Source organism: Burkholderia sp. Bp8991 (assembly GCF_003853795.1).
Taxonomy (GTDB): Bacteria; Pseudomonadota; Gammaproteobacteria; order Burkholderiales; family Burkholderiaceae; genus Burkholderia.
In genome coordinates, this window is the sequence record NZ_QTQJ01000002.1 from 177,952 (window position 1) to 203,965 (window position 26,014).

Consider the following 26,014-nt stretch of genomic DNA (forward strand, 5'->3'; position numbering starts at 1 on the left):
ACCTCGTCCAACCCGAGCGTACTGGAGACATTCCGGATGGCACCCGTGCCGGTCGTCCATTTCGTCCTGCTGGCCGTGGCCGCGTGGCTCGCGGTCGGCACGCTGGGGCTCGGGGCGCTGCGCCGCACGCGACTGGTTGCCCACGGCCTCTTTCCGCTCGGCGCACTGGTCGGGCTGCTCGTCGGCGCGGCGGGCCTCGCCGGCATCCTTGCCGAACCGTCAGCCGCGGTGCTGCCGATCGGGCTTCCCGGCCTGCCCTTTCATCTGCGTCTCGATCGCCTGTCCGGCTATTTCCTGTTCGTGCTCGGCCTCGTCGGCACTGGGATCGGCGCCTTTTCAGCCGGCTATTTCCGCAAGGGTGAAGGATCCGCGCCCGGGCTGATCTGCTTCGAATACCACGTCTGCGTCGCAAGCATCGCGCTGGTGTTGATCGCCGACGACGCCTATGTATTCATGGTCGCCTGGGAGACGCTGACGCTGTCCGCGACGTTTCTCGTCATGACCAACCACCGGATCGGCGAGATCCGCCGGGCCGGTTACCTGTATTTCCTGATCTCGCACGTCGGCGCGCTGGCGCTGCTGCTCTGCTTCGGCATTCTGCAGGCGCGCACCGGCGACTACACCTTCGCCAACCTGCGCGCGCAGTCGCTGGATGCCCTGCCCGCGTCGTTCGCCTTCCTGTTCGCGCTCGTCGGGTTCGGCGCAAAGGCGGGGATCTTCCCGCTGCATGTGTGGCTGCCGGAGGCGCACCCCGCGGCGCCGTCGCCGGTCTCGGCGCTCCTCAGCGGATTCGTGCTGAAAGTCGGCCTGTACGGCCTGCTGCGCGTGCTGTTCGACCTGTTGCACGTGCAGATTGCGTGGTGGGGCGTGCTGCTGCTCATGCTGGGGCTCGGCACCGCGCTGCTCGGCGTGGTGTTCAGCACCATCCAGGTCGACATGAAGCGCCTGCTCGCCTATTCGTCGATCGACAACGTCGGCCTGATGCTCGTCGCGCTGGGTCTCGCGGTGCTGTTCCGCGCGTACGGGATGACGAGCCTGTCGGCGCTCGCGCTGACCGCGATGCTCTACCAGATCGTTGCGCATGCGGCGTTCAAGAGCCTGCTGTTCCTGGGCACGGGCGCCGTGCTCCACGCCACCGGCGAGCGCAACCTCGGCAGGCTCGGCGGACTGATCCGCTTCATGCCGTGGACCGCGTGGGCCGTCCTCGCGGGCGTCGCGGCCAGCGCGGGCCTGCCGCCGCTAAGCGGTTTCGTGGCCGAGTGGCTGCTGTTGCAGGGCTTTCTGTTCGCGCCGCGGTTGCCGGATTCGGTGCTCGCGATGACGGTGCCGATCGCCGCCGCGCTGATCGCCATGTCGGCCGCGCTGGCCGGCTACACGATGGTCAAGTTCTTCGGCATCGTGTTCCTCGGGCAGCCGAGAGAAGCGAAGCTGAACCGCGCCCGCGACGCGAACGCGTGGGAACGGCTCGCGTTCTGCTGGTTCGCGGCCGCCAGCGTGCTGCTCGGGCTGATGCCCGCCCAGTTCGTCAAGCTGCTGGATCGCGTCACGCACACGCTGGTCGGCGCCGGCGTCGGCGCGGACAATCATGGCTGGCTGCTGTTCGCGCCCGTGTCGGCCGCTCGCGCGAGCTACATGCCGGCGGCGTTCATGCTGTTCTTCATCGCCTGCTGCGGGCTCGCGTGGGTGCTGGTGCGGCGTTTCTATCACGGCCGGCTGCGCCGCGCGGCCCCCTGGGGCTGCGGCTTCCCGTTCACGACCGCGCGCATGCAGGATACGGCGGAAGGATTCGGGCAGCCGATCCGCGAAATCTTCGCACCGCTGCTGCACATCGAGCGGCAATTGCCGTCGCCGTTCGACACCCAGCCGGCCTACCGGGTGTCGGTGACCGATCGCACCTGGTCCGCGCTCTACGCGCGCATCGCGGCGCTCACGCAACGCGCCGCCGACTGGGCAGGCCGCCTGCAGACGGGCAAGATCGCGGTTTACCTGACCTACAGTTTCGTCGTGCTGATCGTGCTGCTGATGTTGGTGAGACGATGGTAACCCTGTCCGGCGTCATCTCGCAGACTCTCGAAATCGTGATAGCGATCGCGGCCGCGCCATTGCTCACGGGGTGGGTCAACCAATGCCGCGCCTGGCTTCAGAACCGGCGCGCGCCGTCCATCTGGCAGCCGTACCGGATGCTCCACAAGCTGTTCAACAAGGAATCGGTCATCGCGCACGGCGCGAGCCCCGTGTTCCGCGGCGCGCCCTATGTCGTCTGGGCCGCCATGACGCTCGCGTGCGCAATCGTGCCGACCCTGTCGACCGAGTTGCCGCTGTCGCCCGCCGCCGATGCGATCGCGCTCGTCGGCCTGTTCGCGCTCGCGCGCGTCGCGCTGTCGCTCGCGGCGATGGACGTCGGCACGGCGTTCGGCACGCTCGGCGCGCGCCGCGAAATGCTGATCGGCTTCCTCGCGGAGCCGGCATTGCTGATGGTGCTCCTGTCGGCCTCGCTGATTACGCAGTCGACGCTGCTGACGAGCATCGTCGCGACGCTCGGCCGCGGCGAGCTCACGATCTATCCGAGCCTGGCGTTCGCCGGCATCGCGTTCACGCTGGTCGCGCTGGCCGAAAATGCGCGGCTGCCGGTCGACAATCCGACCACCCACCTCGAGCTCACGATGATCCACGAGGCGCTGATCCTCGAATATTCGGGGCGGCACCTTGCGTTGATGGAATGGGCGGCAAGCCTCAAGCTGTTCGCGTATTCGTGCATCGGTCTCGCGTTGTTCGTGCCCTGGGGCATCGCGAATGCGGGCGATCCGGTCGCGCTGCTGCTGGCGGTGCCGGTGCTCTTCATCAAGCTGACGGCAGGCGGTGTCGCGCTCGCCGTGGTCGAAACGGCCAACGCGAAGATGCGCATCTTCCGGGTACCGGAATTCCTGGCCACGGCCTTCCTGCTGGCCGTGATCGGCATGCTCGTCCACCTGCTGCTGGGGGCATGAATGCACGCCTACGCGACACAACTGATCAACTTCCTCGCGGCCGTGCTGCTGATGCTGTCGTTCGCGATGCTGAGCCAGCGCCGGATCCTGTCACTGATCCATCTCTACACGCTGCAGGGCGTCGCGCTCGTGTCGGCGAACCTGATCCTCGGCTTCGTCACGGCCGACGTGCACCTGTATGTGTCCGCCGGGCTGACGCTCGTGCTGAAGGTCGGCGTGATTCCGTGGTTCCTGTATCGGCTCGTGCGCAGGCTCGACGTCAAGACCGACGTCGAACCGCTCATCAACATCCCGACCACGCTGCTGATCGGCATCGTCCTCGTGATCGTCGCGTTCAACGTCGCCGCGCCGATCAGCCAGCTCGCGACCTCGGTCGCGCGCGGCACGCTCGGCATTGCGCTCGCGTGCGTGCTGCTGTCGTTCATGGCGATGATCACGCGCGCCAAGGCCATTCCACAGGTGATCGGCTTCCTGTCGATGGAAAACGGGCTGTTCTTCGCTGCGGCGGCCGCGACCAACGGCATGCCGATGATCGTCGAGCTCGGCATCGGGCTCGACGTGCTGATCGGCATCCTGATTCTGGGCGTCTTCATGTTCCAGATTCGCGAGCAGTTCGACAGCCTGGACATCCATCACCTCGAGAAACTCAAAGATGAATGACGCCCACGTCGTGCTCGCCGTGCTCGGGCTGCCGCTCGCGGGCGCCGCGTGCCTCGCCTGCGTGCGGCCGAGCCGGGTCGCGCGCCATCTGAACGTCGGCTTCAGCTTCCTGACGTTCGCGGCGACGCTGGTGCTTGCCGCGCGCACCGTCGAGCACGGCCCGTCGTACGCATTCGGACGCGCGTTTTTCGTCGATCCGCTCAATGTCTATCTCGTTGCGCTCACGGCGTTCGTCGGCTGGACGACGTCGCTGTTTTCCCGGCCCTACATGCAGATCGAGGAAGCCCGCGGCCGGATGACGGCCGCGCGAATGCGGCTCTATCACAGCATGTATCAGCTCTTCATGTTCGCGATGCTGCTCGCGCTGCTGACCGACAACGTCGGCGTGCTGTGGGTCGCAATGGAGGCCGCCACGCTCGCCACCGTGTTGCTCGTCAGCGTCTACCGAACCGCCGCGAGCCTCGAAGCCGCATGGAAGTACTTCATCCTGTGCGGCGTGGGCATCGCCCAGGCGCTGTTCGGCACGATCCTGCTGTACCTCGCCGCGAGCCGGCAGCTCACCGACGGCGACGCGCTGCTGTGGACGAGCCTGGCCGCCGTCAAGACGCAGCTCGACCCGACGATCGTGTCGATCGCCTTCGTGTTTCTGCTGGTCGGCTACGGGACCAAGGTCGGCCTCGTGCCGATGCACAGCTGGCTGCCGGACGCGCACGCCGAAGGTCCGACGCCGATTTCGGCGGTACTGTCCGGCCTGCTGCTGAACGTCGCGCTGTACGCGGTGCTGCGCTGCAAGGTGCTGGCCGACGGCGCGCTCGGCAATGGCCTGCCGGGGCGGCTGCTGGTCGGGTTCGGGCTCGTGTCGGTCCTGATCGCGTCGTTCTCGCTGTTCCGGCAGAAGGACGTGAAGCGCCTGTTCTCGTACTCGTCGATCGAGCATATGGGCTTGATGACGTTCGCATTCGGGCTCGGCGGCCCGATCGCGACGTTCGCCGGGCTGCTGCACATGACGGTCCATTCCCTCGTCAAGTCGGCGATCTTCTTCGCGGTCGGCCATGCCGCGCAGAAGGCCGGCACGCAGGCGATCGACGGCATTCGCGGGCTGCTGCAGGTCAGCCCGACGGTCGGCTGGGCCATGATGCTCGGCACGCTTGCGATTCTCGGCCTGCCGCCGTTCGGCGTGTTCGCGAGCGAATTCCTGATCCTGACGACGGCCATGAACACGCTCCCGTGGACCGCGCCGTTGCTGCTGCTCGGGCTCGCCGTCGCGTTCGCGGCGATCTTCGCGCGCGTGCAGCGGATGGTGTTCGGCGAAACGACGACGGCGACGCCGCTCGAACACCGGCCGGCGCTGCTGCCGGTGTTCGTGCATCTGGGACTCGGCCTGATGCTGGGCCTGTACGTGCCGCCTTACCTGGCCATGTGGTACCGCCAGGCGGCGACGATGCTGGCAGGGTGAACGATGCGACTCGACTTGATTCAGGCGGACGGCTCGACGCGCCTGCGGCACGCGGCAGGCCAGGTTCCGGCTGCCGTGGTTGACGTGGACGAACCGCGCTGGCTCGACATCGCGCATGCCGCGCGGAGCGAACGAAGCCGGCTCGTCGCGATGTGGGGCGGCGAAACGCGCGCGCGCGTATTTTCGGTCAATGCGGCGTACGAATGCGACGACGGCGTCCTGTGGGTGCGTCTCGCGATCGGGCCGGAACCGCGGGCCGACGGCGACTATCCCGACCTCGCGGGCGTGTTTCCCGCCGCGACGCGGATGCAGCGCGCCATTTTCGACCTGACCGGCCTGCGCGCGCGCGATGCGCGCGACACGCGCCCGTGGCTCAATCACGGCAACTGGCCCGACGACTACTTTCCGCTGCAGAAGCAGGCAACCGGCATCGAGCGATTCGAATCGAACGAAGCGGATTACCCGTTCGTGCAGGTTGCCGGCGACGGCGTGCATGAAATCGCGGTCGGGCCGATTCACGCTGGCATCATCGAGCCGGGCCATTTCCGGTTTTCCGTCGTCGGCGAGAAGGTGCTGCGGCTCGAGGAACGGCTCGGCTATGTACATCGCGGCGTCGAGCGGCTGTTCGAACGGACGGCCGCATCGAACGGCCATCGCATTGCGGGCCGGATCGCCGGCGACTCGACCGTCGCGTTCTCGTGGGCTTATTGCATGGCGCTCGAACAGGCCTGCGGCACGGCCGTGCCGGCGCGTGCGCTGGTGCTGCGCGCCCTCCTGCTCGAGCGCGAGCGCATCGCCAATCACCTCGGCGACCTCGGCGCGCTCGGCAACGATGCCGGATTCGCGTTCGGTCTCGCGCAGTTCTCGCGGCTCAAGGAGAACTGGATCCGGACCAACGGCGGCGTCTTCGGGCATCGCTACCTGATGGACCGGATCGTGCCGGGCGGGCTGGCCGTCGACATCGATCCGGAAGACGCGGCGATCCTCACCGAACAGTGCGAACGCATTGCACGCGACGTGCACGTGATGCGCAAGATCTACGAGGACCAGTCCGGGCTGCAGGACCGGTTTCTCGGCACCGGCCGCCTGAATGCCGACGTCGTCGCGCATTTCGGCGTGCGCGGCATGGCCGCCCGCGCCAGCGGCCAGACCTTCGACGTGCGCGCGAACCTGCGGCCGGCCCCGTACCACGACCTGGCCGTCCAGGCGGCCAGCGATGCGCGCGGCGACGTTGCGGCGCGGGTCGCCGTGCGGTTTGCCGAAATCGACGAATCGCTGCGCCTGATGACCGACCTGCTCGCGAATCTTCCGGAGGGGCCGATCGCCGCCGCCGTCATGCCCGCGGCGGCGCCATCCGCGGGCATCGGCTGGGTGGAGGGCTGGCGCGGCGACGTGTTCGTCGCGCTCGAGACGGCATCGGGCGATGCCATCGCGCGCTGCCATTGCCACGATCCGTCCTGGCAGAACTGGCCGGCGCTCGAGCACGCGATCATCGGCAACATCGTTCCCGATTTCCCGCTGATCAACAAGTCGTTCAACCTGAACTACGCGGGGCACGATCTCTGATGTGGCAACTCATCCGTCAATTCGCGCGCACCGACTTTCCCGACGAACCCGTGCCGGCCACCGAAGCCGCGTGGCGACACGAGGCGCAGCAGATTCGTCAGGACATACTCGACCTCCTCGGCCGCGCCTTGTGCATCCGGCAGATCGACGCGGGTTCGTGCAATGGTTGCGAGCTGGAGATCCACGCGCTGAACAACCCGTACTACAACATCGAAGGGCTCGGGATCAAATTCGTCGCCAGCCCGCGCCATGCGGATCTGCTGCTCGTGACCGGCCCCGTCACGCTGAACATGAAGGCCGCCGTGCTTGCCGCGTACGACGCCACGCCGGCGCCGAAACTCGTCGTCGCGGCCGGCGAGTGCGCATGCACGGGCGGCATCTTTGCCGACAGCTATGCGGTGTGCGGCCCCGTTTCGTCGGTCCTGCCCGTCGACGTGACCATCCCCGGATGCCCGCCCCCTCCGGTCGATTTGCTGCGCGGCATCCTGACCGCCTGCCGATCACGCGGAGCGTGAAGCGGATGCCCGCGGCAATCCTTCAGGCGGCCGATGAGGCGCGGATATCCGGATCCATGACGTCGTCTCGTTCGAACGCAAGCCGGCCCCGGCGCACAGCCACCGAACGATCCGCGTGCAAACGGAAACGCGATGCTCACGCGCGTCGCGACGCGCGGTATCGGTATCCCTGCAACTTTTATTGAGGCGAAGGAAAACTGTATGACTGAAAAAGGTAAAGACCAGATCGTTCGTGCGTTCCGCGCGGTCTTCCTGGCGTTTCTCGGCGTCAACAAACGAAAGAATCTCGAAGCGGATGCCACGCAACTCAACCCGTTCGCGGTAGTCATTGCCGCGTTCGTTGCGCTTGGCGCATTCATTGCGCTGCTGCTGATCGTCGTTCATCTGGTCGTGGGTTGACGGTTCGCCGCCACGAATGCGCGAGTTCGCCACGGCAACGCACCGGCCAGGTCGCGCGCATGCCCGATCGCTACGGCGTGAAGATCGGCAGGCCCGGTGCGATCGGGTCGCCCGGCTCGATCGGCCGGTTCTCCCGTATCGCATCGACGATCCAGGTCATCGGCGCCGACCGCGCCGGTCGACGCGCGACCGAATGCCGCCCATCACCGCCCGATCGGCAGCCCAGTCGGTTCGATCCACCCGAGCCGGTATGCGATCAGCAGCGACAGGAACAGCGTGATCGACAACCCGACGCGCGCCGCCAGCGACCACGCCATCCGCTTGCTTCCGCCGCGGTCGTGATTCATGAAATACAACGCGAAAACCAGGCTTCCGATAATCATCACGAAAGCCGCCGAAACCAGCGCAATCTTCATTGTTTGTGTTCCTCCAGACCCGAATCGGTCTTCAGCAGTTCGGCCAGCCTTTGCCGCTCGGCAGCGACGTCGGCGACGCCCGACGCCGGCCAGTCCAGCGCCACGCCATTACCCAGCGAATCGCGCACGAGCGTCTGGTAATGGCGGTCGCTGATCCGGCCCTGCTCCATCGCTTCCGATATCTCATGCCGAAACGGTAGCGGAAAGCTCGCGTATCCGCGCGACAGCGCGGCATATTGCCGCGCGTCGATCTCTTTCGACGACGGCACGACGGCCCACACCACGACGGCCACGATGGCTGCAAACGGAATCGCCGTATAGCGGAGAACGAACTTGATCGGGGTCATGAGGCGGATATCGGAGTGGCGTGTAGCGGAGTGGCGTGTAGTAATGGCGAAGCAACGGCCAGGCAGCGCCGCGGTGACGGCCCGCACGGGCCGCATGGAAACGGAAGCGGCCGGCGCCCATCGCGCAAACGCCGGCGCCGCTTGGGCAGCCCGGCTGCCGGCAGCCACGTCCGACATTGTACTTAAAGCCCCATACGGCCAACAGGGTATGATAATCCGGTTATCATGTTTGCCGCGCGATCGACGATCCGTTCTCAGCGCGCGAATGCCGGCGTCGCGAGTTCGCTCGCACACCACAATCGCGCATTCGGACAGAGCAGCGAAAACGGATGGATTATAATTTGATTAACATATCGACCGCGCCCGCCTCACGATGGAAACGAAAACCGCCCGCCTGACCGTCCTGATCGACCCCGCGAAGAAAGAAGCGTTCGACCTGCTCTGCGCGGAGCAGGATCTCACGCCGTCGCAAGTCGTGCGTCAGTTGATCCGCGAGTATCTCGACAAACACGGCGTCACGTACAAGACGAAGAGCACGCTCGGCAAGCGGGTGAAGTAAGCCCGGCCGAACCCGGCGCCGTCACGCGCAGATCTCCCACCGTGCATGTTCACGCGCGCGCCACACGAGCCGCGCGGGATCGATGCCCTCCCCGGCCTTCATGCGCCGGGCGGTGGACGACAGCTTGAGCGCGCCGGCCGAACCGAACCCGAGCGCGCGTTCGAGCAGGATCCGCAGCGACGGCAACGGGTTGCCGTTCTTCCACGCGAACGCGATGAAGTTGTTGTCGTCGCCGCACGGCACCAGCGCATACGAATCGTCGAACACCGCGCGCAGTTGCTCGAGATGCCGCGGCAACGCCGGATCGTCGTCCATGAAGTTGATCGCGAGCACGCCCGTTTCGCTCAGCCGCGCACGGCACGCGTCGAGAAAGGCCACGCCCGTGCAACTGCCCGGCATGCCGTCGGCAACGAACGCGTCGTGCAGGATCACGTCCGCCCGAACCTCGGGCCTTGCCACGTAGTCGGCGCCGTCCGCGCAGACCACCGCGAAGCGCGCGTCGTCCTGCGGAATCCGGAACACGTCGCGCAGCGCGATCACGTCCGGGTTGATCTCGACCGCGTCGATCGCCGTGTCGGGCAGGTGCCGATAGCAGTATTTCGCGAGCGATCCGCCGCCGAGCCCGATCATGCAGATGCGCGCCGGCACCGGCTGCAGCAGCAGGAAACCCATCATCACGCGCGTATAACCGAGTTCGAGCCTGACCGGATCCTGCAGCGACATGAAGCTCTGCGTGCCGAAGTGGTCGAAGTGCAGCGACACCGCGTGCTTCGTCTCGAGCACGAACGGCCGGCCGTCGTTCAACGGCATCGCCAGGAACTGCAGGAATGCGTCATAGGACGCTCGATCCTCGCTCATGCTCGGCAGGCCCGGTTGATCGGAGCGTCGGTCGCGCCGCGTGCGGTCATACCTTCTTCAGGTAGCAGGCCTTCAGCATGAAGCCGCCCATGTCGGTCTTGCAATCGACTTCGTGATCGCCGCCGACGAGACGGATGCTCTTCACCTTGGTGCCCATCTTCAGCGTGATCGACGAGCCCTTCACGCGCAAATCCTTGATCAGCACGACGGAATCGCCGTCCGACAGCACGTTGCCGTTCGCGTCCTTGACGACGTCGCCCGCCGGTTCGTCGCCCGCTTCGGCGCCGGCGCCGGCCGACCATTCATGGCCGCAGTCCGCGCACACGTAAAGCGTGCCGTCCGGGTAGGTGTTTTCCATCGCGCATTGCGGGCAGGCGGGGGCGGCGTTCATTGCAGCTTCCATTCGGTGGGGGTTCAGGTCAATCGAAAAAAAATACCGGGCACGCAAGCACGTGGCCCGGACCGCGCGCGCACCGCTGCGATCCACGGATCGGCAGGGCAGCGCAACGCGCACACGACATTATAATGCAATACACATAATCCAGTTGTCGTATTATAATCGTCAGCTTTCGATCATTCGCCGGACTTGATGGCGGTTTCGCTGAGGATGTCGACATGTTCGAGATGAATGCCGCACCGGCACGCGATGCACGGCGCGCGGCGCCCCGTCGGGAAGCCGCGCGCCGCGCGTTCCCGCCGTGTTGGCGGCCGGCCATTGCACGCCGTTCCGGCGATTTTCCCCGAGGGTGATCCGCACGTGGCAACCGTCGTCTACGTTGAAATCGGCCCCGCATGGAACCGCGGCCGTGCGGCCGCGTCCCGCGACGCGATCGTCGCGGCGGCACACCGCTTCCACAGCGAGATACTGCTGCTCGCCAACGGGCTCAGCGGCAGCGCGAAGGACGCAACGGCCATCGCGGCGCTGCAGATGCATGGCGGCACGTCGGCGCAGATGCTTGCCACCGGCCCCGACGAGGAAGCCGCGCTCCAGGCGCTGCTGCCGTTGCTGCAGGCGGGCTGACGCCGCCGCGCGCCGCGTCGCCCGATCCCACGGCCTCGTGCCGTTCACCCTGAATCACCCGTCCCCTGAGGAAGCGATGAACGACAACGTCACGTCCAATACCCCCAACCTGTCCGCGTCCGCGCTCTGGGCGCTCGAGCGCCTCGCCGACGTGCGCTACGGCCGCGATGCGCCGGCGCTCGGCTGGTCGGTCGAGCAGGAACTCGTCGGCGCGGGCTTCGTCAGCCATGCCGCGCATGGCCGTTCCGCGGCATCGATCACCGCGCACGGCCGCGACTTCCTGAAAAGCCGGAAGTAGGAAACAGGAAACGGCCGGCACGGGCGCGCTGCCGTCACGCGGCCGCCATCCCGTGCCCCCCCCGTCGGGCGACGGCTATTCCGGCGATGCGATTCGCATGCCCCGCTGCCGGCGGGGATTTGCGGCCGCGCCGCGGTTTCCGCGGTATCGTACGGGACCCCAGCGCGGCGCACCGTGCCGCCTTCGCCTTCCTTTCCTCATGGAACGCCCGATGACCTCCCGCGCCCTGCCGCCCGTCACGTCCCCACCGGTTCTCGACACGCCCCGCCTGATCCTCGAAGGCCATCCGCTCGGCGACTTCGACGCGCTCGCCGCAATGTGGACCGAGCCGACCGTCGTCGAGCACATCTTCAACGGCAAGCCGTCGGCGCCGCGCGACTCGTGGATGCGGCTGCTCGCGTATCGCGGGCTGTGGCCGCTGCTCGGCTACGGCTACTGGGCGATCCGCGAGAAGGCGTCGGGCCGCTATGTCGGCGATCTCGGCTTCGCCGACTTCCACCGCGCGGTCGAGCCGCCGATTCGCGGCGTGCCGGAAGCCGGCTGGGCGCTCGCGAGCTGGGCGCACGGCAAGGGCTATGCGACCGAGGCGCTGGCGCATGCGCTCGGCTGGCTCGATGCCCAGAACCGGTTCGAACGCAGCGTGTGCCTGATCGCACCGACCAACGTCGCGTCGATCCGCGTCGCGCAGAAGGCCGGGTATGCCGATCCGGTGCGGATCCGCTTCAACGACGCCGATTCGCTGCTGTTTTCGCGCGCGTGCCGCTAGGCACGATGCCGCCGTCGCTGCCGACGACGGAACGCGCAACGATCGCGAGCCAGCACAACCCTTGCATGCCGCGGGTCGGTGCGCCCGCCGCCGTCACGTGTCCGCCGGCTTGTCGCTGAGCGCGGACGACGCCGGATTCTCCGGCTCGCGCGCGAGGCCTTGCGCGAACACCTTCAACCCTTCGAGCAGCGGCGTCAGCGCATCCCACAGCGCTTCGTCGTGCAACAGCCGGTACGCGCCGCGCACGCCGGGCGCGACGTGCTCGTGCTCGGCCGGCTGCCACGCGCCGATGTGATGCAGCGCGTCGGCTGCCGCGAACACGGCCTTGCCGAACTGCTCCGGCGGAATCCGCGACAGCGCCGTCACGAGTGCCGCGAGGTTCTGCATGCCGCTTTGCATGCCGGGCTTGTCGAACGCGCCGACGAAAGTCTCGGCCATCTGCGCATTCGCACTGACGACCTCGTTCGCGAAGCGCAGGAAGCCATGGCGGTGGAGGCTGCCGAGCAGGCTTTCGAGCGCGTGGTGCGCGTCGGGCTCCGGTGCCGGGGGCGTCGTGGCGGGATAGGGACGATCGGTCATCAGCGGTTCTCCGGATGAGGCGCGGCGTGACGGACGTTGCGGCCGCCACGCGTGCGCCGGATTCGTGTCGTGCTTCGTTCACCGCGCCCGCCGGCGCGCAGCCGATGTCGCCGTCAGTGCGTCGGGCCGCCGGGCGGCGCCTTGTATTCGCTGCGTGCGCCCATCGCGTCCTCGACGGTCTGCACGCCGCGCAGCGCGGCCACGCCGTCGACGACGGCATGCCGTTCCGCTTCTTCCACCTGCCCGCTCAGGCGCACGTGCCCGTGCTCGACGGTCACGTCGACGTCGCGCGGACGCCCGACCAGATGGCCCAGCGCCGCACGCACGCGTTCGGTGACCAGTGCGTCGTCCGCGTCGCCGGCGAGCCAGTCGGCGCGCAGCCCCGCGATCGCGCCGCGCGCATGGTCGGCCGCGCGCTTCGCCTGCGTATTCGCGTAGTCGACCACGCCGTGGCGGCCCGCGGCAGCCTTGTCGCGCACGTACGCGCGCCGCCGCCGGCCCGACGCCGGATCGAGGAAATACATCGCCGCCGCGCCGCACGCGACGGCTACCGCGAGATTCAACAACGGGTTGTTCGAGCGTGTTCTGGAAGTCATGGGAGCACCGTGGTCGATACCCGGGACAGCCGGGCTTCGCCGACACGTGCAGCATGAGCCGTTCCTCGCCGCAACGCCGCCGCTGCGGCGGCGTTGCGCGCACGCCGGTGCGGCATCCGGGCCGCGTGGCTTACTCTGCGGCGGGGCGATCGAAATGACAAGCGCTTGAAAATTCCGCGACCGGCGAGCACCGCCGGCCATGGACGGTGCCGGGCGCGAAAACCGCGGCATGCGTCGTTGACGCGCGTCGAATGGCGCGGTACACGAGCCGGCCGCGGCCTGCGAGCCGGTTCATGCGTGAGCGTCCGGCGACGTGCGTTGCCGCCGCGCGTGCGTATCCGTGCCGCGGGCGGGCATGCGACTGACCGTTAGTTGCAATTGCAGGATCACCCGCCTGGGTGCTGGCCGCGGGCATGCGGCATCCGCCGTCGGTCATGCCCCCGCCCCCTGCTCGGATGCGGCCCGCCGCGACACGACCGACCGCGCCCGCTCAACCGCGTGATGGCCGGCGCTCACGGCGTCGCGCCGTGCATCTTCTGCCAGCGCTCCATCAACGCGATCTCGTCGCGCTGCGCGGCGACGATGCGGCTCGCGAGCTGCCGCAGCGTCGGATCCTTGCCGTACTTCAGCTCGACCCGTGCCATGTCGATCGCACCCTGGTGATGCGGCGCCATCTGCGACACGAAATCGCGATCGGCATCGCCGGAATAACGCGCGCCCTCCATCGCATCCATCATCCTGCGGTCGGCGCGCTTGTACGCCTGGGTCGAGGTGTCGGGAACGGTCACGGTGTCGGGCGGGCGCAATTGGCCCCCGGCCGGCGATACGGCTGCCGCGGCGGCGACCAGCAGTGCGCAGGCGGCGCAGTGCCGGGCCGCGCGCACCGGGCGGCGGGTGAATGCATCCATGTCACGGCTCCTCGGGAATTGAACGGTCGGTTGCCTGCTCTTCGCGTGCAACGCTTGCCTGCAACGCCCGTACCCGACGCAGACGGCACGCCCGCACGGCACGCGCATTGCGCGACGCACCGGCAACGCCGCGCACGGCGATCGCCCGCGCCCGGCGTACCGGCTCATCCCGAACCAAGGAGAAACGGCATGGCGACAGTGGCGGATTTCATCGTCGAACGGCTGTATGACTGGGGCGTGCGCCGCATCTACGGCTACCCGGGCGACGGCATCAACGGCTTCTTCGGCGCGCTCGGCCGGGCCGAGGGCAAGATCGCGTTCGTCCAGGCGCGCCACGAGGAGATGGCCGCCTTCATGGCGTCCGCGCATGCAAAATTTACAGGCGAGCTAGGCGTGTGCGTCGCGACCTCGGGCCCCGGCGCGACGCACCTCGTGACCGGCCTGTACGACGCGCGGCTCGACCACATGCCGGTGCTCGCGATCGTCGGCCAGCAGGCGCGCGCGGCGCTCGGCGGCCACTACCAGCAGGAAGTCGACCTGCCGGCGCTGTTCAAGGACGTTGCGGGCGCATTCGTCCAGCTTGCCGTCGTGCCGGGCCAGGTGCGCCACCTGGTCGACCGCGCGGTGCGCATCGCGCTCGGTGCGCGCACGGTCACCGCGCTGGTGCTGCCGAACGACCTCCAGTCGCTCGACTACGCGCCGCCGAAGCGCGCGCACGGCACCGTGCATTCGGGGATCGGCTACACGCCGCCGAAGGTGGTGCCTTATCCCGACGACCTGCAGCGCGCGGCCGACGTGCTCAATGCCGGCAAGCGGGTCGCGATGCTGGTCGGCGCGGGCGCGCTGCGTGCGACCGACGAGGTGATCGCGGTGGCCGACCGCCTCGGCGCGGGCGCGGCGAAGGCGCTGCTCGGCAAGGCGGCGCTACCCGACGACCTGCCGTGGGTGACCGGCGCGATCGGGCTGCTCGGCACCCGGCCGAGCTACGAGCTGATGAGCGAATGCGACACGCTGCTCGTCGTGGGCTCCGGTTTCCCTTATTCGGAATTCCTGCCGAAGGAAGGCGAGGCACGCGGCGTGCAGATCGACCTGAAGGCCGACATGCTGAGCCTGCGCTACCCGATGGAGGTCAACCTCGTCGGCGACAGCGCCGAGACGTTGCGCGCGCTGCTGCCCCTGCTGAAGGAACGGGACGACACCGGCTGGCGCGACCGGATCGCGAAATGGAATGCGGACTGGCGCGACACGCTCGCGGCACGCGCGGCCGCGCAGGCGAGCCCCGGTCGCGGCGTGAATCCGCAACGCGCGTTCACCGAGCTGTCGCCACGGCTGCCCGGCGACGTGATCCTGACGAGCGATTCGGGCTCCTGCGCAAACTGGTATGCGCGCGACCTGATGATGCGGCGCGGGATGATGGGCTCGCTGTCCGGCGGCCTCGCGTCGATGGGCGCCGCCGTGCCGTATGCGATCGCCGCCAAGTTCGCGCACCCGGCGCGCCCCGTGATCGCGATGGTCGGCGACGGCGCGATGCAGATGAACAACATGGCCGAGCTGATCACCGTCGCGAAGTACTGGCGGCAATGGCCCGATCCGCGCTGGATCTGCATGGTGCTGAACAACGAGGACCTGAACCAGGTCACGTGGGAGCAGCGCGTGATGGAAGGCGACCCGAAGTTCGACGCATCGCAGCAGATCCCGGATGTGCCGTACTACCGCTTCGCGACGCTGCTCGGGTTGAAGGGCATCTACGTCGACGACCCGGAGCAGCTCGGCGCCGCGTGGGACGAGGCGCTCGCGTCCGACCGTCCGGTCGTGCTCGAGGTCAAGAGCGATCCGGAAGTGCCGCCGCTGCCGCCGCACGTGACGCTGCAGCAGGCGAAGCACTTCGCGCAAACGCTGGTGAAGGGCGACGCGCGCGAGGCGAACGTGATCGTCGAGACCGCGCGGCAGGTTCTGTCGGCCGTGTTGCCGGGCAACGGCGAACACGGTGGCAAGGGCGGGACAAGCCGGTCGTAGCGCATCACGGGCGGGACGGCGCGGTACGCGTGTCGTGCCGCCCCGTCGCGTGCGGCGCGGCGCAGCGCGGTGGGTCAGCCGATGTCGACGTCGCCGCCGCCATCCTGCAGCGCGAGCGCGGCGTTGACCAGGCCGACCTGCGCAAGCGCGAACGGGAAATTCCCGCACATGCGCCGCGCCTTCACGTCGTACTCCTCGGCCAGCAGACCGACGTCGTTGCGCAGGCCCAGCAGCCGCTCGAACAGCGCGTGCGCGTCGGCGTCGCGCCCCTGCATCCGGTACACCTGCACCAGCCAGAAGCCGGCCGCGACGAACGCGCCTTCGTTGCCCTCGCAACCATCGTCGAAGCGCGGCGGGCGATAACGGAACGGCAGGCCGTCCTCGACCAGCTCGCGCTCGATCGCAGCGACCGTCGCCGCGACGCGCGGGTCGGACGCGTCGAGCATCCCCGTCAGCGGAATCAGCAGCAGGCTCACGTCGAGCCCGTCACCGTCGTAGCGGTCGACGAAGCGGCCGAGTTTCGCGTGGTAGCCGCGCGCGAGGACGTCCGCATGCACGGTATCGGCCCAGCGCCGCCACGCGTCGAGCGGCGCGTGATGATCGAACGCGTGCGCGGAGCGGCACGCGCTTTCGACGGCCGCCCATACCATCACCTTCGACGACGTGAACGGGTGCCGGCCGCTGCGCACTTCCCAGATCCCTTCGTCCGGCTCGCGCCAGATCGTCGCGAGATGCTCGAGCAGTCGCCGCTCGAGCATCCATGCGTCGTCGTCGGGCGGCAGCCCGTGCCGGCGCGCCTGGTACAGCGCGGCCAGCACTTCGCCGTACACGTCGAGCTGCAGTTGTTCGGCCGCCGCGTTGCCGAAGCGCACCGGCCGCGCGCCTTCGTAACCGGCCAGGTGCGCGGCTTCCCATTCGTCCGCCCGCCGGCCGCCGTCGGCCGCGTACAGCACCTGCAATTGCGCCGGATGATCGGCGATCGCGCGCACCAGCCAGTCGCGCCAGCGCGCCGCCTCGTCGCGGTAGCCGCAGCGCACCAGCGCGCGCAGCGTGAAGCTCGCGTCGCGCAGCCAGCAGTACCGGTAGTCCCAGTTGCGCATGCCGCCAAAGGATTCGGGCAGCGAGCTCGTCGGCGCCGCGACGATGCCGCCGGTGCGCACGCTCGACAGCAGCTTCACCGTGATCAGCGCGCGCTCGATCGCGTCGCGATACGGGCCTTGCGCCGTATTGCACGTCGACCAGGCGCGCCACGACGCGAGCGTGTCGCGCAGCGACGCGTACGCATCCGGCAAGGGCGGCGGCCGGTCATATGAACGCGCGTAGCTGATGCAGAAATCCGCGCGCTCGCCCGCGGCGATCCGCTGCGTGCCGACGAGCCGGTCGTCCCGCACGTCGAGGTGCGCGTCGGTATCGAGCCACATCGCGTCGCCGCCCGTCATCATTCGCCAGCGCCGGCCGAGCCGCCGGCACCACGGCAGCGCGTGGCCGTAGTCGAAGCGCACGCCGAGATCGACGTCGAGTTTGACCGCGCCGCGCTCGCCGCGCACGCTGCGGATCAGGCACGGGTCGGGCGCCGCCCAGTTCATCCAGTCGATCACGACGACGCAGCCGGACGACGTCTCGAACGTCGTTTCGAGCACCGCGCTGCCGGGCAGGTAGCGGCGCGTCGCGCGGGCCCCCGGCTCGCGCGGCCCGATGCGGAAGCGGCCGTTGTCCGGCGTGCCGACGAGTGCGGCAAAGCATGGCGGCGAATCGAAGTCCGGCCAGCACAGCCAGTCGATGCTGCCGTCGAGCGCGACGAGTGCGGCACTGCGGCCGTCGCCGATCAGCGCGTAGTCCTCGATTAGCATCGCGCTCACCGGTTCAGCTTGCGCGCGGCGGCGTCGCCGACGTCGACGGCGATCGGCAGCGCTTCGACGCCATGCGCGCGCACTTCGCACGCGATGTCGTGCAGCGCGCGCGGATCGCGGGCAGGCAGCGCGACCTTGGCAGCGCGTCGCGCGAACGCATGAGTGGCGGCCCGGCCGCCCCCGGCATTCGCACTCGTGATCGCGACGGTCCTCACGGTCGATTCCTCCTGTTTTTTCGCGGTGGCCGGCACGCCGCCGAGACATTCCCGGGATTGCCGGCCGTAACACGATCGGCGTAGCAAACTGCGTGCCGGATATCGCACGGGCCGCGGCACCCTGCCCCCGAACGATGAACCGTCGCCCGATTTACAAGCCGGCTGTAACGCGCTGCACGTTGCGTGCACAACGCCGGGCGCCTCGCCTACGCGCCGTCCGCGCACGGAACTTGCTCCGCCGCGAACGGTTTGTCGTCACGCCGCCGGATCCGGCAAGGAGTCGCCGTTGCTCGTCCCGCCGTTCATGAATGCGTGCCGTATTGCCGATACCGCCGATATCGCCGGCATTCCCGGCATCGCCGGCATCGCCGCGGCCGCGTGCATCGTCGCGCCGCGGGCAGCGCGTGCGGCCGACGCTTCTGCGTCACCCGCCGGCCCGCTGCCGCTCGCGTACGTCGCGCATGCTGCCGGCCCCGCTGCAGATCCGGTGCTCGTGCTCGGCTGGGCCTTGCTCGCGCTGTGCACGTTCGTCTGCGCGACGATCGCGGTGCTGCTGCTGATCGCGATGTTTCGCCGCCGCGCTCAGGCGGGCGGCGGTCACGGCAGCGGGCTCGCGATCGTGACGGTCGGCTCCGCGATCTCGATCGCGCTGCTGTTCGGCGCGCTGGTCTACATGCTGCGCGTGCTCGGCGCGGTCGCGGCGCCGCCGCGTCCGCCCACGCTCACGATCGTCGTGACCGCGCGCGACTGGTGGTGGGCCGTGCGCTATCCGGACGACGCGGGTGGCACCGCGTTCGTCACCGCGAACGAGATCCACATCCCGGTCGGCGAACCCGTCGCGGTCGAACTGAAGAGTGCAGACGTGATCCATGCGTTCTGGGTCCCGCAACTGGCCGGCAAGACGCAGACGATCCCGGGCCAGACGAATCACCAGTGGCTGCAGGCCGACCGGCCGGGCGTCTATCGCGGACAGTGCTCGCAATACTGCGGCGCGCAGCACGCGCACATGGCGTTCGAGGTCGTGGCCGAGCCGCCCGAGGCGTTTCGCGCGTGGCTCGCCGCGCAGCGGCAGCCGGCGCCTGCCCCGGCGGCCGGCGCCGAGCAGCGCGGCCGACATCTGTTCGACGCGCGCTGCGCGGGGTGCCACACGGTACGCGGCAGCGGCGCGGCTGGCGACGCGGGCCCCGACCTGTCGCATCTCGGATCGCGCCGGCTGCTTGCGGCCGGCACGCTGGACAACACGCCCGACAACCTGCGGCGCTGGCTCGCGCAAGCGCAGCAGATCAAGCCGCAGACGCTGATGCCGTCGTTCGCGCTCGCGCCGCGCGACGCCGACGATCTCGCCGCGTATCTCGCGACGCTGCACTGAACGGAGGATGACGATGGCCGTTGTCCGCGACCCGCCCGCCCCGCTCAGCCGCGTGCCGGACCTCGGCGAAGCGCCGCCCGGCTCCGCGCACGAGCGCGAACTGGCCGGCCTGTGGGAATCGGAACCCGGCTGGCGCGGCTGGCTCGGCACGGTCGACCACAAGCGCATCGGGCTGCGCTACATCGTCACCGCGTTCGCATTCCTGCTGCTCGGCGGCGTCGAGGCGCTCGTGATGCGCATCCAGCTCGCGCGGCCGGATGCGACGGTGCTCACGCCTGCGCAATACGACGCGCTGTTCACGATGCACGGCGTCACGATGATCTTCCTGTACGCGCTGCCGGTGCTGTCCGGCTTCGCGAACTATCTGTGGCCGCTGATGCTCGGCTCGCGCGACATGGCGTTCCCGCGCCTGAACGCATTCTCGTACTGGGCGTTCCTGTTCGCCGGGCTGTTCCTGTATGCGAGCTTCCCGCTCGGCGCGGTGCCGGACGGCGGCTGGTTCAATTACGTGCCGCTCACGTCGCTCGACTACAGCGCCGGCGCGAACATCGACGTCTATGCGCTCGGCATGATCCTGCTCGGCGTCTCGACGACCGGCGGCGCCGCGAACTTCGTCGTCACGCTGCTGCGGATGCGCGCGCACGGGATGTCGATCGACCGGCTGCCGATCATCGTGTGGGGCACGCTCACCGCATCGGTCGCGAACCTCGTCGCGGTGCCGTCCGTGAGCCTCGCGTTCCTGCTGCTGTGGCTCGACCGAAACGCCGGCACGCACTTCTTCGACGTCGCGAACGGCGGGCGGCCGCTGTTGTGGCAGCACCTGTTCTGGATGTTCGCGCACCCGTGGGTGTACGTGGTCGTGCTGCCCGCGATGGGGATCGTGTCGGACGCGCTGCCGACCTTCTGCCGCCGGCCGCTCGTCGCCTACGAGGCCGTCGCGGTATCGACGGTGGCGACGATGCTGATCGGCTTCGAGGTGTGGGTCCACCACATGTTCGCGACCGGCATCGCGCCGCTCGCGCTCGCGTTCTTCGGCGCGGCGAGCATGCTGATCTCGATCCCGAGCGCGGTCGCGGTGTTCGCGTGGCTCGCGACGATCTGGACCGGCCGCCCGGTGTTCCGCACGCCGTTCCTGTATTTCGCGGGCTTCGTGCTGATGTTCGTGATCGGCGGCGTGTCCGGCGTGATGACGGCCGCGGTGCCGCTCGACTGGCAGCTGACCGACACGTATTTCGTCGTCGCGCACCTGCATTACGTGCTGCTCGGCATCAACGTGTTCCCGGTGCTCGGCGGGCTCACGTACTGGTTCCCGAAATTCACCGGGCGGATGATGAACGAGCGCTTCGGACGCCTGACGTTCTGGGTCGTGCTGGCCGGCTTCAACCTCGGCTTCTTCCCGATGCACGTCTCCGGGCTGCTCGGGATGCCGCGCCGCATCTATACCTATTCGTCCGGAATGGGCTGGGACACGTCGAACCTGCTGACGACGATCGGCTCGTTCGTGTTCGGCATCGGGATCGTGATGTTCGTCGTCAACGCGCTGGTCAGCGCGCGGCGCGGCGCGCGCGCCGGCGGCAATCCGTGGGGCGCGGCCGGGCTCGAATGGTCGGTCGCGTCGCCCGCGCCCGTGTACAACTTCGCGGTGCTGCCGCTCGTGGCGTCGCGGCACCCGCTGTGGGAAACGCGCGACGACGCGAAGCGCACCAGCGTGCAGGTCGGCTACCGGCTCGCGGACGGGCGCGAGGCGCTCGCGGTCACGCCGCTCGCGGCGACGCCGAGCGCGATCCTGAAGATGCCCGAAGACAGCAGCGTGCCGTTCGTGCTCGCGCTGCTCGCGACCGCGGTGTGCGCCGCGATGCTGGCGCGCTCGCCGACGCTCGTGTGCGCGGCCGTCGCCGGCTGCGCGATCGGGACCGCCGTGTGGCTGTGGCCGCGCCGCACGCTCGGGCAGCGCGCACGCCTCGCGGCCCGCGATACCACGCAGGCGCCGTCGGCGGCCGCCGGGCTGGATCCGGAACGGCCGCCGTCGGCCGCGGTGCCGCCCGGCGCGCCGGCCGCGTGCGTCGAGCCGTTGCCGGTCGGCAGTTACGGCGAACGCGCGGGCGGCTGGTGGGGCGTCATCACGCTGATCGTGACCGAGGCCGGACTGTTCGGCTACCTGCTGTTCTGCTATTTCTACCTGCAGTCGCAAGCGGCCGCGCCGTGGCCGCCCGAAGGGATGCCGAAGCTCGGGCTCGCGGCCGGGAATACGGTCGTGCTGCTGTCGAGCAGCGGGTTCGTGTGGCTCGCCGAGCGCGCGGTGCGGGCCGGCAGGCAGGCCCGCGCGGTGGCCGCGCTCGCCGTCGCGCTCTTGCTCGGCGTCGCGTTCGCGCTCGTGCAACTGCACGAGTGGCGCGACCATCCGTACGGCCCGACCGCGCATCTGTACGGCAGCTTGTACTTCACGATCACCGGCTTCCACCTCGCACACGTGGTGGCCGGCCTCGTGATCCTCGCGCTGCTCGCCGGGTGGACCGCCGCCGGCTTCTTCGGCCGCGAGCGACGCGTCGCGCTGACGGTCGGCGGGCTCTACTGGCACTTCGTCGACATCGTGTGGCTGTTCATCTTCACCGCGCTGTACGTGTCGCCGTACTGGCTCAGGAGCCCGGGATGAACGGCGCGCGACGCTCGTGGACGCCCTTGCTCGCGATCGCGGCCGGCCTGGTCGGCGCGCCCGCGCTGTGGTTCGCGCAGATGCTCGCGTCCGAAACGCTCGCGTCGACCGCCTGCTATCCGCTCGGCGTCGCGCAGGCGGTGCCGCGCTGGGCGCACGTCGGCGTGTGGCTCGCGCTGATCGCCGCGTGCGCGTTCGCGCTGGCGGCCGTCTTCGCCACGTGGCTCGTGCGCACGTGGCAACGCCGGCATGACGCCGATGTGGAGGCCGCGACGCGCGACGACAGCACGCGATTCCTCGCGCGCTGCGGGATGCTCGCCGCGCTCGGGTTCGTGATCGGTCTCGTGTTCACGGGGATCGTCACCGCTTTCCTGGGGCCGTGCAGTCCATGGCGCTGATCTCGTTCGCTGCGCTCGCTTCGATCGTTTCGCGCCCGGCGCGTCTCGTTCCGGGGCGCGGCGTCGGCGTCGGCGTCGGCGTCGCGCTCGCCGCGTGCGCCGCGCTCGCCGCATGCGACATGCAGCGCGACGACCACGCGATGTCCGCCGGCGATACGGCCGATGCCGCGTCGGCGGCCGAAGCGGCCGAGCCCGCATCGGGCTGGCGGTTCGTGAAGATTCGCGCGGCAGCCGATGCCGGGGCGTCGATGTCGGCGCGGGTGGAAAGCGATCGCCGGCTGTCGCGGTCGCGCGATGCGACGGCGTCGGATTCGGCATCGTCGGGGGCGTCCGCCACGCCGCGCGACGCAGCGTCCGCGGCGGCCGCCGCCCGTCGCCCGGTCGTCGCCGCCGCCGCCGCGAGCGCCGATGCCGCCACCATCGCGCGCGGCCGCTATCTCGCGTTCGCCGGCGACTGTGCGGCCTGCCACGACGCGGCCGACCGCACGCCGTACGCGGGCGGCCAGCCGGTGAATTCCCCGTTCGGACCGATCTATGCGCCGAACATCACGCCGGACACGGCGCACGGCATCGGCGACTACACGCTGCGGCAGTTCGACGACGCGTTGCGGCGCGGCGTGCGCGCGGACGGCAGCCGGCTCTATCCGGCGATGCCGTACCCGTCGTTCGCGCGCATGACCGACGATGACGTGCGCGCGCTGTATGCGTATTTCATGCGCGACGTGGCGCCGTCCGCGAACGCTGCGAAGCTCACGCAACTGCCGTTTCCATTCAACCAGCGCTGGGCGCTCGCGCTATGGAGCCTCGCGTTCGCGAACCACGACCGTTTCGCGCCGCAGCCGTCGCAATCGTCGGAATGGAATCGCGGCGCGTATCTCGTGCAGGGGCTCGGCCACTGCGGCGCATGCCATACGCCGCGCGGCCCGGCCTACAACGAGCGCGGCTACGACGAACGCAGTCCCGCGTTCCTGACGGGCGGCATCAACGATCACTGGTTCGCGCCGAACCTGACCGGCGCGGATGCGGACGGCCTCGGGCGCTGGACCACCGACGACCTCGCCGCGTTCCTGCGCAGCGGCCACGCGGTGCGCGGTGCCGTGTTCGGCGCGATGGCACCGGTCGTCGCCGAGAGCACCGCGCGGCTGACGGATGCGGACCGCCACGCGATCGCCGTGTACCTGAAGTCGTTGCCCGCGCAACCGACCGCCGCGACGAATCCGCTCGGCGTCGGCGTCCCGCGGCTGACGGCCGCCGGGCCGCGGCCGGAAGGCGGCCAGCAGGCGCCGGGAGCCGGCGTATATGCAGGATTCTGTGCGCGTTGCCACGGCGCCGACGGCGCGGGCGTGCCCGGGCGCGGGCCGCCGCTCGCCGGCAATTCCGCCGTGCTCGCGGCCGACCCGACCAGCGCGATCCGGATCGTCGTCGAAGGCGCACGGCCGGCGCCCGGCACGCACGGGCCCGTGCAGCGGATGCCGGCGATGCGCGGCGCGCTGACCAGCAGCGAGATCGCCGCGGTGGTCAGCTATGTGCGCGGCGCGTGGGGCAATCGCGCCGCACCGGTGTCGGAGCAGGATGTGAGACGGTTGCGGGCGGCGATCCACCGCTGAACCCCGGCCGCGATCGACATGTATGACTAATCGAACCGTACGAACCGGACCGGCCGGTTCACGCGCTCAGTGCGGCATCGCCGGCGCCGCTTCGACGTCGGACCGGCCCGGGCGCAGGCAGAGCGTGGCAAGCGCGGCGCCCGCGAGCGGCACGGCCAGCGCGAGGAAGAATCCGGACGGCCCGCCCCACGCCAGGAACGTGCCGCCGACGGCCGAGCCGGCGATCGCGCCCGCGCGGCCCATCCCGATCGCCCAGCCGGTCGCGGTCGCGCGCAGCGCGGTCGGATACGCGCCGACGATCAGGTAGTTCAGCGCGATCTGCTGCCCGCCGATGCCGAACCCGGCCGCGCCGACGAGCGCGAACACCAGCGCCCAGTTCGTGCCGGCGTAGCCGAGGGCGAGCGCGATCGCGATGCCGGACGCGAACATCGCGCCGAGCAGGTTGCGCGTATTCACGCGCGGCAGCACGATCGACAGCGGGATCGCGCAGACGATGAACACCGCATTGACGATCACGGTGCCGACCGGCGCCTGCTGCGCGGTCAGGCCGGCCGCCTTCAGCACCGTCGGCAGCCACGACAGCAGCATGAACCATGCGATCCAGTTCAGCAGGTAGATCGCCCAGATGCCGAGCGTGTTGCCCGCGTGGCCGTCGCGGAACAGCGCGGCGACGCTCGCTTTCGTCGTCGCCTCTTCGGGCACGGACAGGCGCGCGTCGGACGGCAGCGCCTGTGCGACGATCTTCGACAGCGTCGCCCGCACCCGCTGCTGCGCGCGTGCGTCGTCACGCGATGCCAGATAAAACAGCGACTCCGGCAGCAGCAGCGCGACGAGGCCGAGCACCGCGAGCGGCGCCGCGCCGCCCACGACGAAGATCCCCGGCCAGCCGATCACCGGCAGCATGCGCGCGGCGAGCAGCCCGCCGAGCATCGCGCCGGCGGGCAGGCCGAGCAGCACGCCCGTCATCACCGCGCCGCGCAGCCGGGCCGGACAGTATTCGGCCGCGAGCGCGAGCAGCACCGGCGTGCAGCCGCCCATCCCGAGCCCCGCGACGAAGCGCAGCGCAAGGATGTGGCGTGGGTCGCCGGCCCATGCGGTCGCGAGCGTCGCGCTGCCGAACAGAGCAAGGCCGATCATGATCGCCGGCCGGCGGCCGATGCGGTCGCCGACGAGGCCGAGCGTCATCGCGCCGATCGTCATGCCGACGATCCCGGCGGTCAGGATCGGGGCGAGCGCGCCCGCCGGCAGCCGGAACGACGCGAGGATCGCCGGGCCGGTAAACGCGATCGCCTGCGTGTCGAAGCCGTCGAGCAGCGCGATCAGCACGCACAGCGCGAGTACGCGAATCTGCAACGCGCCGAGCGGCGCGTCGTCGATCAGCGCGGGAATCGAGCGAACGGAAGCAGCAGTCATGAAAGCGTCTCCAGGATCGCCCCGTCGTTGCGGGGCGATCCGTTTATCGTTTTTGAATTACGGCGTGAAGGGGTCGCGTATCAGTCCGCCTGCACCGCGACGGCCTTGATCTCGACGATGTAACCGGGCGAGCCGCCGAGCATGTGCGCGCCGACCGCGGTCCACGCGGGCCGCGGATGCGCATGCAGATAGCGGTCGCGTACCTCCATGAACAGCGGCAGGTCGCGCATGTCGGTGTGGAAGGTCGTCAGGTCGACCACGTCGTCGAGCGATGCGCCGGCCGCCTCGAGCACCCGCTTCAGGTTCTCGAACGCCTGCACGATCTGCGCCTCGCGGCCTTCGACGAGCTGCATCGCGGCATCGCGGCCGATCTGGCCGGATACATAGACGGTATCTCCGACCTTGACCGCCGGCGCGTAGCCGATTTTCTCGTACACGGCTTCCATTCCGGCGGGGATGATCGCTTCGCGTTTGGGCATGAGTGTCTCCGGGGCCGGCGTGTCGGCGCCGGCCGGTTGTTGGATGGTCGTTGGATGGTCGTTCGCGCGCACGCCGGACTGCG

27 protein-coding genes are annotated in these 26,014 nt (G+C 69.4%); 16 read left to right on the forward strand and 11 right to left on the reverse strand.

The annotated features are described in order from the left end of the window. Positions 1-36: 36 nt before the first annotated feature. The 7 genes from hyfB (at position 37) to DIE02_RS02840 (ending at position 7,583) form a co-directional block, all read left to right on the forward strand. The gene (hyfB, locus tag DIE02_RS02810; protein WP_124519723.1) at positions 37-2,043 is read left to right on the forward strand and encodes a hydrogenase 4 subunit B; all 2,007 of its coding nucleotides are present in this window, start codon (positions 37-39) and stop codon (positions 2,041-2,043) included. Next, the gene (locus tag DIE02_RS02815) at positions 2,037-2,987 is read left to right on the forward strand and encodes a respiratory chain complex I subunit 1 family protein (protein WP_044843455.1); all 951 of its coding nucleotides are present in this window, start codon (positions 2,037-2,039) and stop codon (positions 2,985-2,987) included. The genes hyfB and DIE02_RS02815 overlap by 7 nt, the downstream gene beginning before the upstream one ends. Beyond that, positions 2,988-3,647 (forward strand): formate hydrogenlyase, encoded by a 660-nt coding sequence (locus tag DIE02_RS02820; protein ID WP_044843454.1) that lies wholly within the window; start codon positions 2,988-2,990, stop codon positions 3,645-3,647. Further along, on the forward strand, positions 3,640-5,103 hold the full coding sequence (locus DIE02_RS02825; protein WP_124528643.1) for a hydrogenase 4 subunit F: 1,464 nt from the start codon (positions 3,640-3,642) through the stop codon (positions 5,101-5,103). Before DIE02_RS02820 ends, DIE02_RS02825 begins: the two co-directional genes overlap by 8 nt. A 3-nt stretch (positions 5,104-5,106) precedes the next feature. Beyond that, a complete protein-coding gene (locus DIE02_RS02830; RefSeq protein ID WP_124528645.1) occupies positions 5,107-6,669 on the forward strand; it encodes an NADH-quinone oxidoreductase subunit C in 1,563 nt (520 codons plus the stop codon). Beyond that, a complete protein-coding gene (locus DIE02_RS02835; RefSeq protein ID WP_044843451.1) occupies positions 6,669-7,184 on the forward strand; it encodes an NADH-quinone oxidoreductase subunit B family protein in 516 nt (171 codons plus the stop codon). The genes DIE02_RS02830 and DIE02_RS02835 overlap by 1 nt, the downstream gene beginning before the upstream one ends. A gap of 201 nt (positions 7,185-7,385) precedes the next feature. Further along, positions 7,386-7,583, forward strand: coding sequence for a DUF2970 domain-containing protein (locus tag DIE02_RS02840; protein WP_044843450.1), 198 nt, complete (start codon positions 7,386-7,388; stop codon positions 7,581-7,583). Between the two features lie 203 nt (positions 7,584-7,786). On the opposite strand, the gene DIE02_RS02845 is transcribed toward DIE02_RS02840, so the two are convergent. Together DIE02_RS02845 and DIE02_RS02850 are read right to left on the reverse strand one after the other, a co-directional pair. Continuing rightward, complete coding sequence (locus DIE02_RS02845) at positions 7,787-7,999, reverse strand: DUF2909 domain-containing protein (RefSeq protein WP_044843449.1); 213 nt, start codon at positions 7,997-7,999, stop codon at positions 7,787-7,789. After that, positions 7,996-8,346 (reverse strand): hypothetical protein, encoded by a 351-nt coding sequence (locus DIE02_RS02850; RefSeq protein ID WP_044843448.1) that lies wholly within the window; start codon positions 8,344-8,346, stop codon positions 7,996-7,998. The genes DIE02_RS02845 and DIE02_RS02850 overlap by 4 nt, the downstream gene beginning before the upstream one ends. Positions 8,347-8,719: 373 nt before the next feature. Between DIE02_RS02850 and DIE02_RS02855 the strand changes: the two genes are divergently transcribed. Beyond that, positions 8,720-8,905, forward strand: coding sequence for a ribbon-helix-helix protein, CopG family (locus DIE02_RS02855; RefSeq protein WP_044843447.1), 186 nt, complete (start codon positions 8,720-8,722; stop codon positions 8,903-8,905). A gap of 21 nt (positions 8,906-8,926) precedes the next feature. On the opposite strand, the gene DIE02_RS02860 is transcribed toward DIE02_RS02855, so the two are convergent. Together DIE02_RS02860 and DIE02_RS02865 are read right to left on the reverse strand one after the other, a co-directional pair. Further along, the gene (locus tag DIE02_RS02860) at positions 8,927-9,763 is read right to left on the reverse strand and encodes a spermidine synthase (protein ID WP_124528647.1); all 837 of its coding nucleotides are present in this window, start codon (positions 9,761-9,763) and stop codon (positions 8,927-8,929) included. Positions 9,764-9,809: 46 nt separating this feature from the next. Further along, positions 9,810-10,154 (reverse strand): zinc ribbon domain-containing protein YjdM, encoded by a 345-nt coding sequence (locus DIE02_RS02865; RefSeq protein WP_044843445.1) that lies wholly within the window; start codon positions 10,152-10,154, stop codon positions 9,810-9,812. A gap of 366 nt (positions 10,155-10,520) precedes the next feature. Between DIE02_RS02865 and DIE02_RS02870 the strand changes: the two genes are divergently transcribed. From DIE02_RS02870 to DIE02_RS02880, 3 genes are all read left to right on the forward strand, one after another. Then, positions 10,521-10,784 carry an HPr family phosphocarrier protein gene (locus DIE02_RS02870; RefSeq protein WP_124528649.1) on the forward strand — a complete coding sequence of 88 codons (264 nt, stop codon included), beginning with the start codon at positions 10,521-10,523 and terminating at the stop codon, positions 10,782-10,784. 76 nt (positions 10,785-10,860) lie between these two features. Continuing rightward, positions 10,861-11,082, forward strand: coding sequence for a hypothetical protein (locus tag DIE02_RS02875; protein ID WP_124528651.1), 222 nt, complete (start codon positions 10,861-10,863; stop codon positions 11,080-11,082). 211 nt (positions 11,083-11,293) lie between these two features. After that, on the forward strand, positions 11,294-11,848 hold the full coding sequence (locus tag DIE02_RS02880; RefSeq protein WP_257772146.1) for a GNAT family N-acetyltransferase: 555 nt from the start codon (positions 11,294-11,296) through the stop codon (positions 11,846-11,848). A gap of 93 nt (positions 11,849-11,941) precedes the next feature. On the opposite strand, the gene DIE02_RS02885 is transcribed toward DIE02_RS02880, so the two are convergent. The 3 genes from DIE02_RS02885 to DIE02_RS02895 form a co-directional block, all read right to left on the reverse strand. Continuing rightward, positions 11,942-12,427 (reverse strand): DUF1641 domain-containing protein, encoded by a 486-nt coding sequence (locus DIE02_RS02885; protein WP_124485837.1) that lies wholly within the window; start codon positions 12,425-12,427, stop codon positions 11,942-11,944. 113 nt (positions 12,428-12,540) lie between these two features. Next, the gene (locus tag DIE02_RS02890; protein WP_044843441.1) at positions 12,541-13,023 is read right to left on the reverse strand and encodes a BON domain-containing protein; all 483 of its coding nucleotides are present in this window, start codon (positions 13,021-13,023) and stop codon (positions 12,541-12,543) included. Positions 13,024-13,535: 512 nt separating this feature from the next. Beyond that, positions 13,536-13,931, reverse strand: a complete 396-nt coding sequence (locus DIE02_RS02895) for a DUF305 domain-containing protein (protein ID WP_044843440.1) — start codon at positions 13,929-13,931, stop codon at positions 13,536-13,538. 189 nt (positions 13,932-14,120) lie between these two features. Here DIE02_RS02895 and DIE02_RS02900 point away from each other — a divergent pair, with 189 nt between their 5' ends. Beyond that, positions 14,121-15,947 carry a thiamine pyrophosphate-requiring protein gene (locus DIE02_RS02900; RefSeq protein WP_124528655.1) on the forward strand — a complete coding sequence of 609 codons (1,827 nt, stop codon included), beginning with the start codon at positions 14,121-14,123 and terminating at the stop codon, positions 15,945-15,947. A gap of 74 nt (positions 15,948-16,021) precedes the next feature. Here the strand turns inward: DIE02_RS02900 and DIE02_RS02905 are convergent, their stop codons facing one another. After that, positions 16,022-17,797, reverse strand: coding sequence for a glycoside hydrolase family 15 protein (locus tag DIE02_RS02905; RefSeq protein ID WP_124528657.1), 1,776 nt, complete (start codon positions 17,795-17,797; stop codon positions 16,022-16,024). Between the two features lie 5 nt (positions 17,798-17,802). Continuing rightward, on the reverse strand, positions 17,803-18,012 hold the full coding sequence (locus DIE02_RS02910; protein WP_260441478.1) for an SDR family NAD(P)-dependent oxidoreductase: 210 nt from the start codon (positions 18,010-18,012) through the stop codon (positions 17,803-17,805). A gap of 304 nt (positions 18,013-18,316) precedes the next feature. Here DIE02_RS02910 and coxB point away from each other — a divergent pair, with 304 nt between their 5' ends. Genes coxB through DIE02_RS02930 form a run of 4 tightly spaced genes read left to right on the forward strand, consistent with a single transcriptional unit; the run spans position 18,317 to position 24,039 of the window. After that, positions 18,317-19,381 carry a cytochrome c oxidase subunit II gene (coxB, locus tag DIE02_RS02915; protein ID WP_124528826.1) on the forward strand — a complete coding sequence of 355 codons (1,065 nt, stop codon included), beginning with the start codon at positions 18,317-18,319 and terminating at the stop codon, positions 19,379-19,381. 13 nt (positions 19,382-19,394) lie between these two features. Continuing rightward, positions 19,395-22,034, forward strand: a complete 2,640-nt coding sequence (gene ctaD / locus DIE02_RS02920; protein ID WP_124528659.1) for a cytochrome c oxidase subunit I — start codon at positions 19,395-19,397, stop codon at positions 22,032-22,034. Then, positions 22,031-22,432 carry a hypothetical protein gene (locus DIE02_RS02925; RefSeq protein ID WP_044843436.1) on the forward strand — a complete coding sequence of 134 codons (402 nt, stop codon included), beginning with the start codon at positions 22,031-22,033 and terminating at the stop codon, positions 22,430-22,432. Before ctaD ends, DIE02_RS02925 begins: the two co-directional genes overlap by 4 nt. Beyond that, positions 22,423-24,039 (forward strand): cytochrome c, encoded by a 1,617-nt coding sequence (locus DIE02_RS02930; protein WP_124528661.1) that lies wholly within the window; start codon positions 22,423-22,425, stop codon positions 24,037-24,039. Before DIE02_RS02925 ends, DIE02_RS02930 begins: the two co-directional genes overlap by 10 nt. Positions 24,040-24,105: 66 nt before the next feature. On the opposite strand, the gene DIE02_RS02935 is transcribed toward DIE02_RS02930, so the two are convergent. Together DIE02_RS02935 and DIE02_RS02940 are read right to left on the reverse strand one after the other, a co-directional pair. Then, positions 24,106-25,452, reverse strand: a complete 1,347-nt coding sequence (locus tag DIE02_RS02935; protein ID WP_044843434.1) for an MFS transporter — start codon at positions 25,450-25,452, stop codon at positions 24,106-24,108. Between the two features lie 80 nt (positions 25,453-25,532). Further along, the gene (locus DIE02_RS02940; protein WP_044843433.1) at positions 25,533-25,931 is read right to left on the reverse strand and encodes a RidA family protein; all 399 of its coding nucleotides are present in this window, start codon (positions 25,929-25,931) and stop codon (positions 25,533-25,535) included. Between the last annotated feature and the right edge of the window lie 83 nt (positions 25,932-26,014).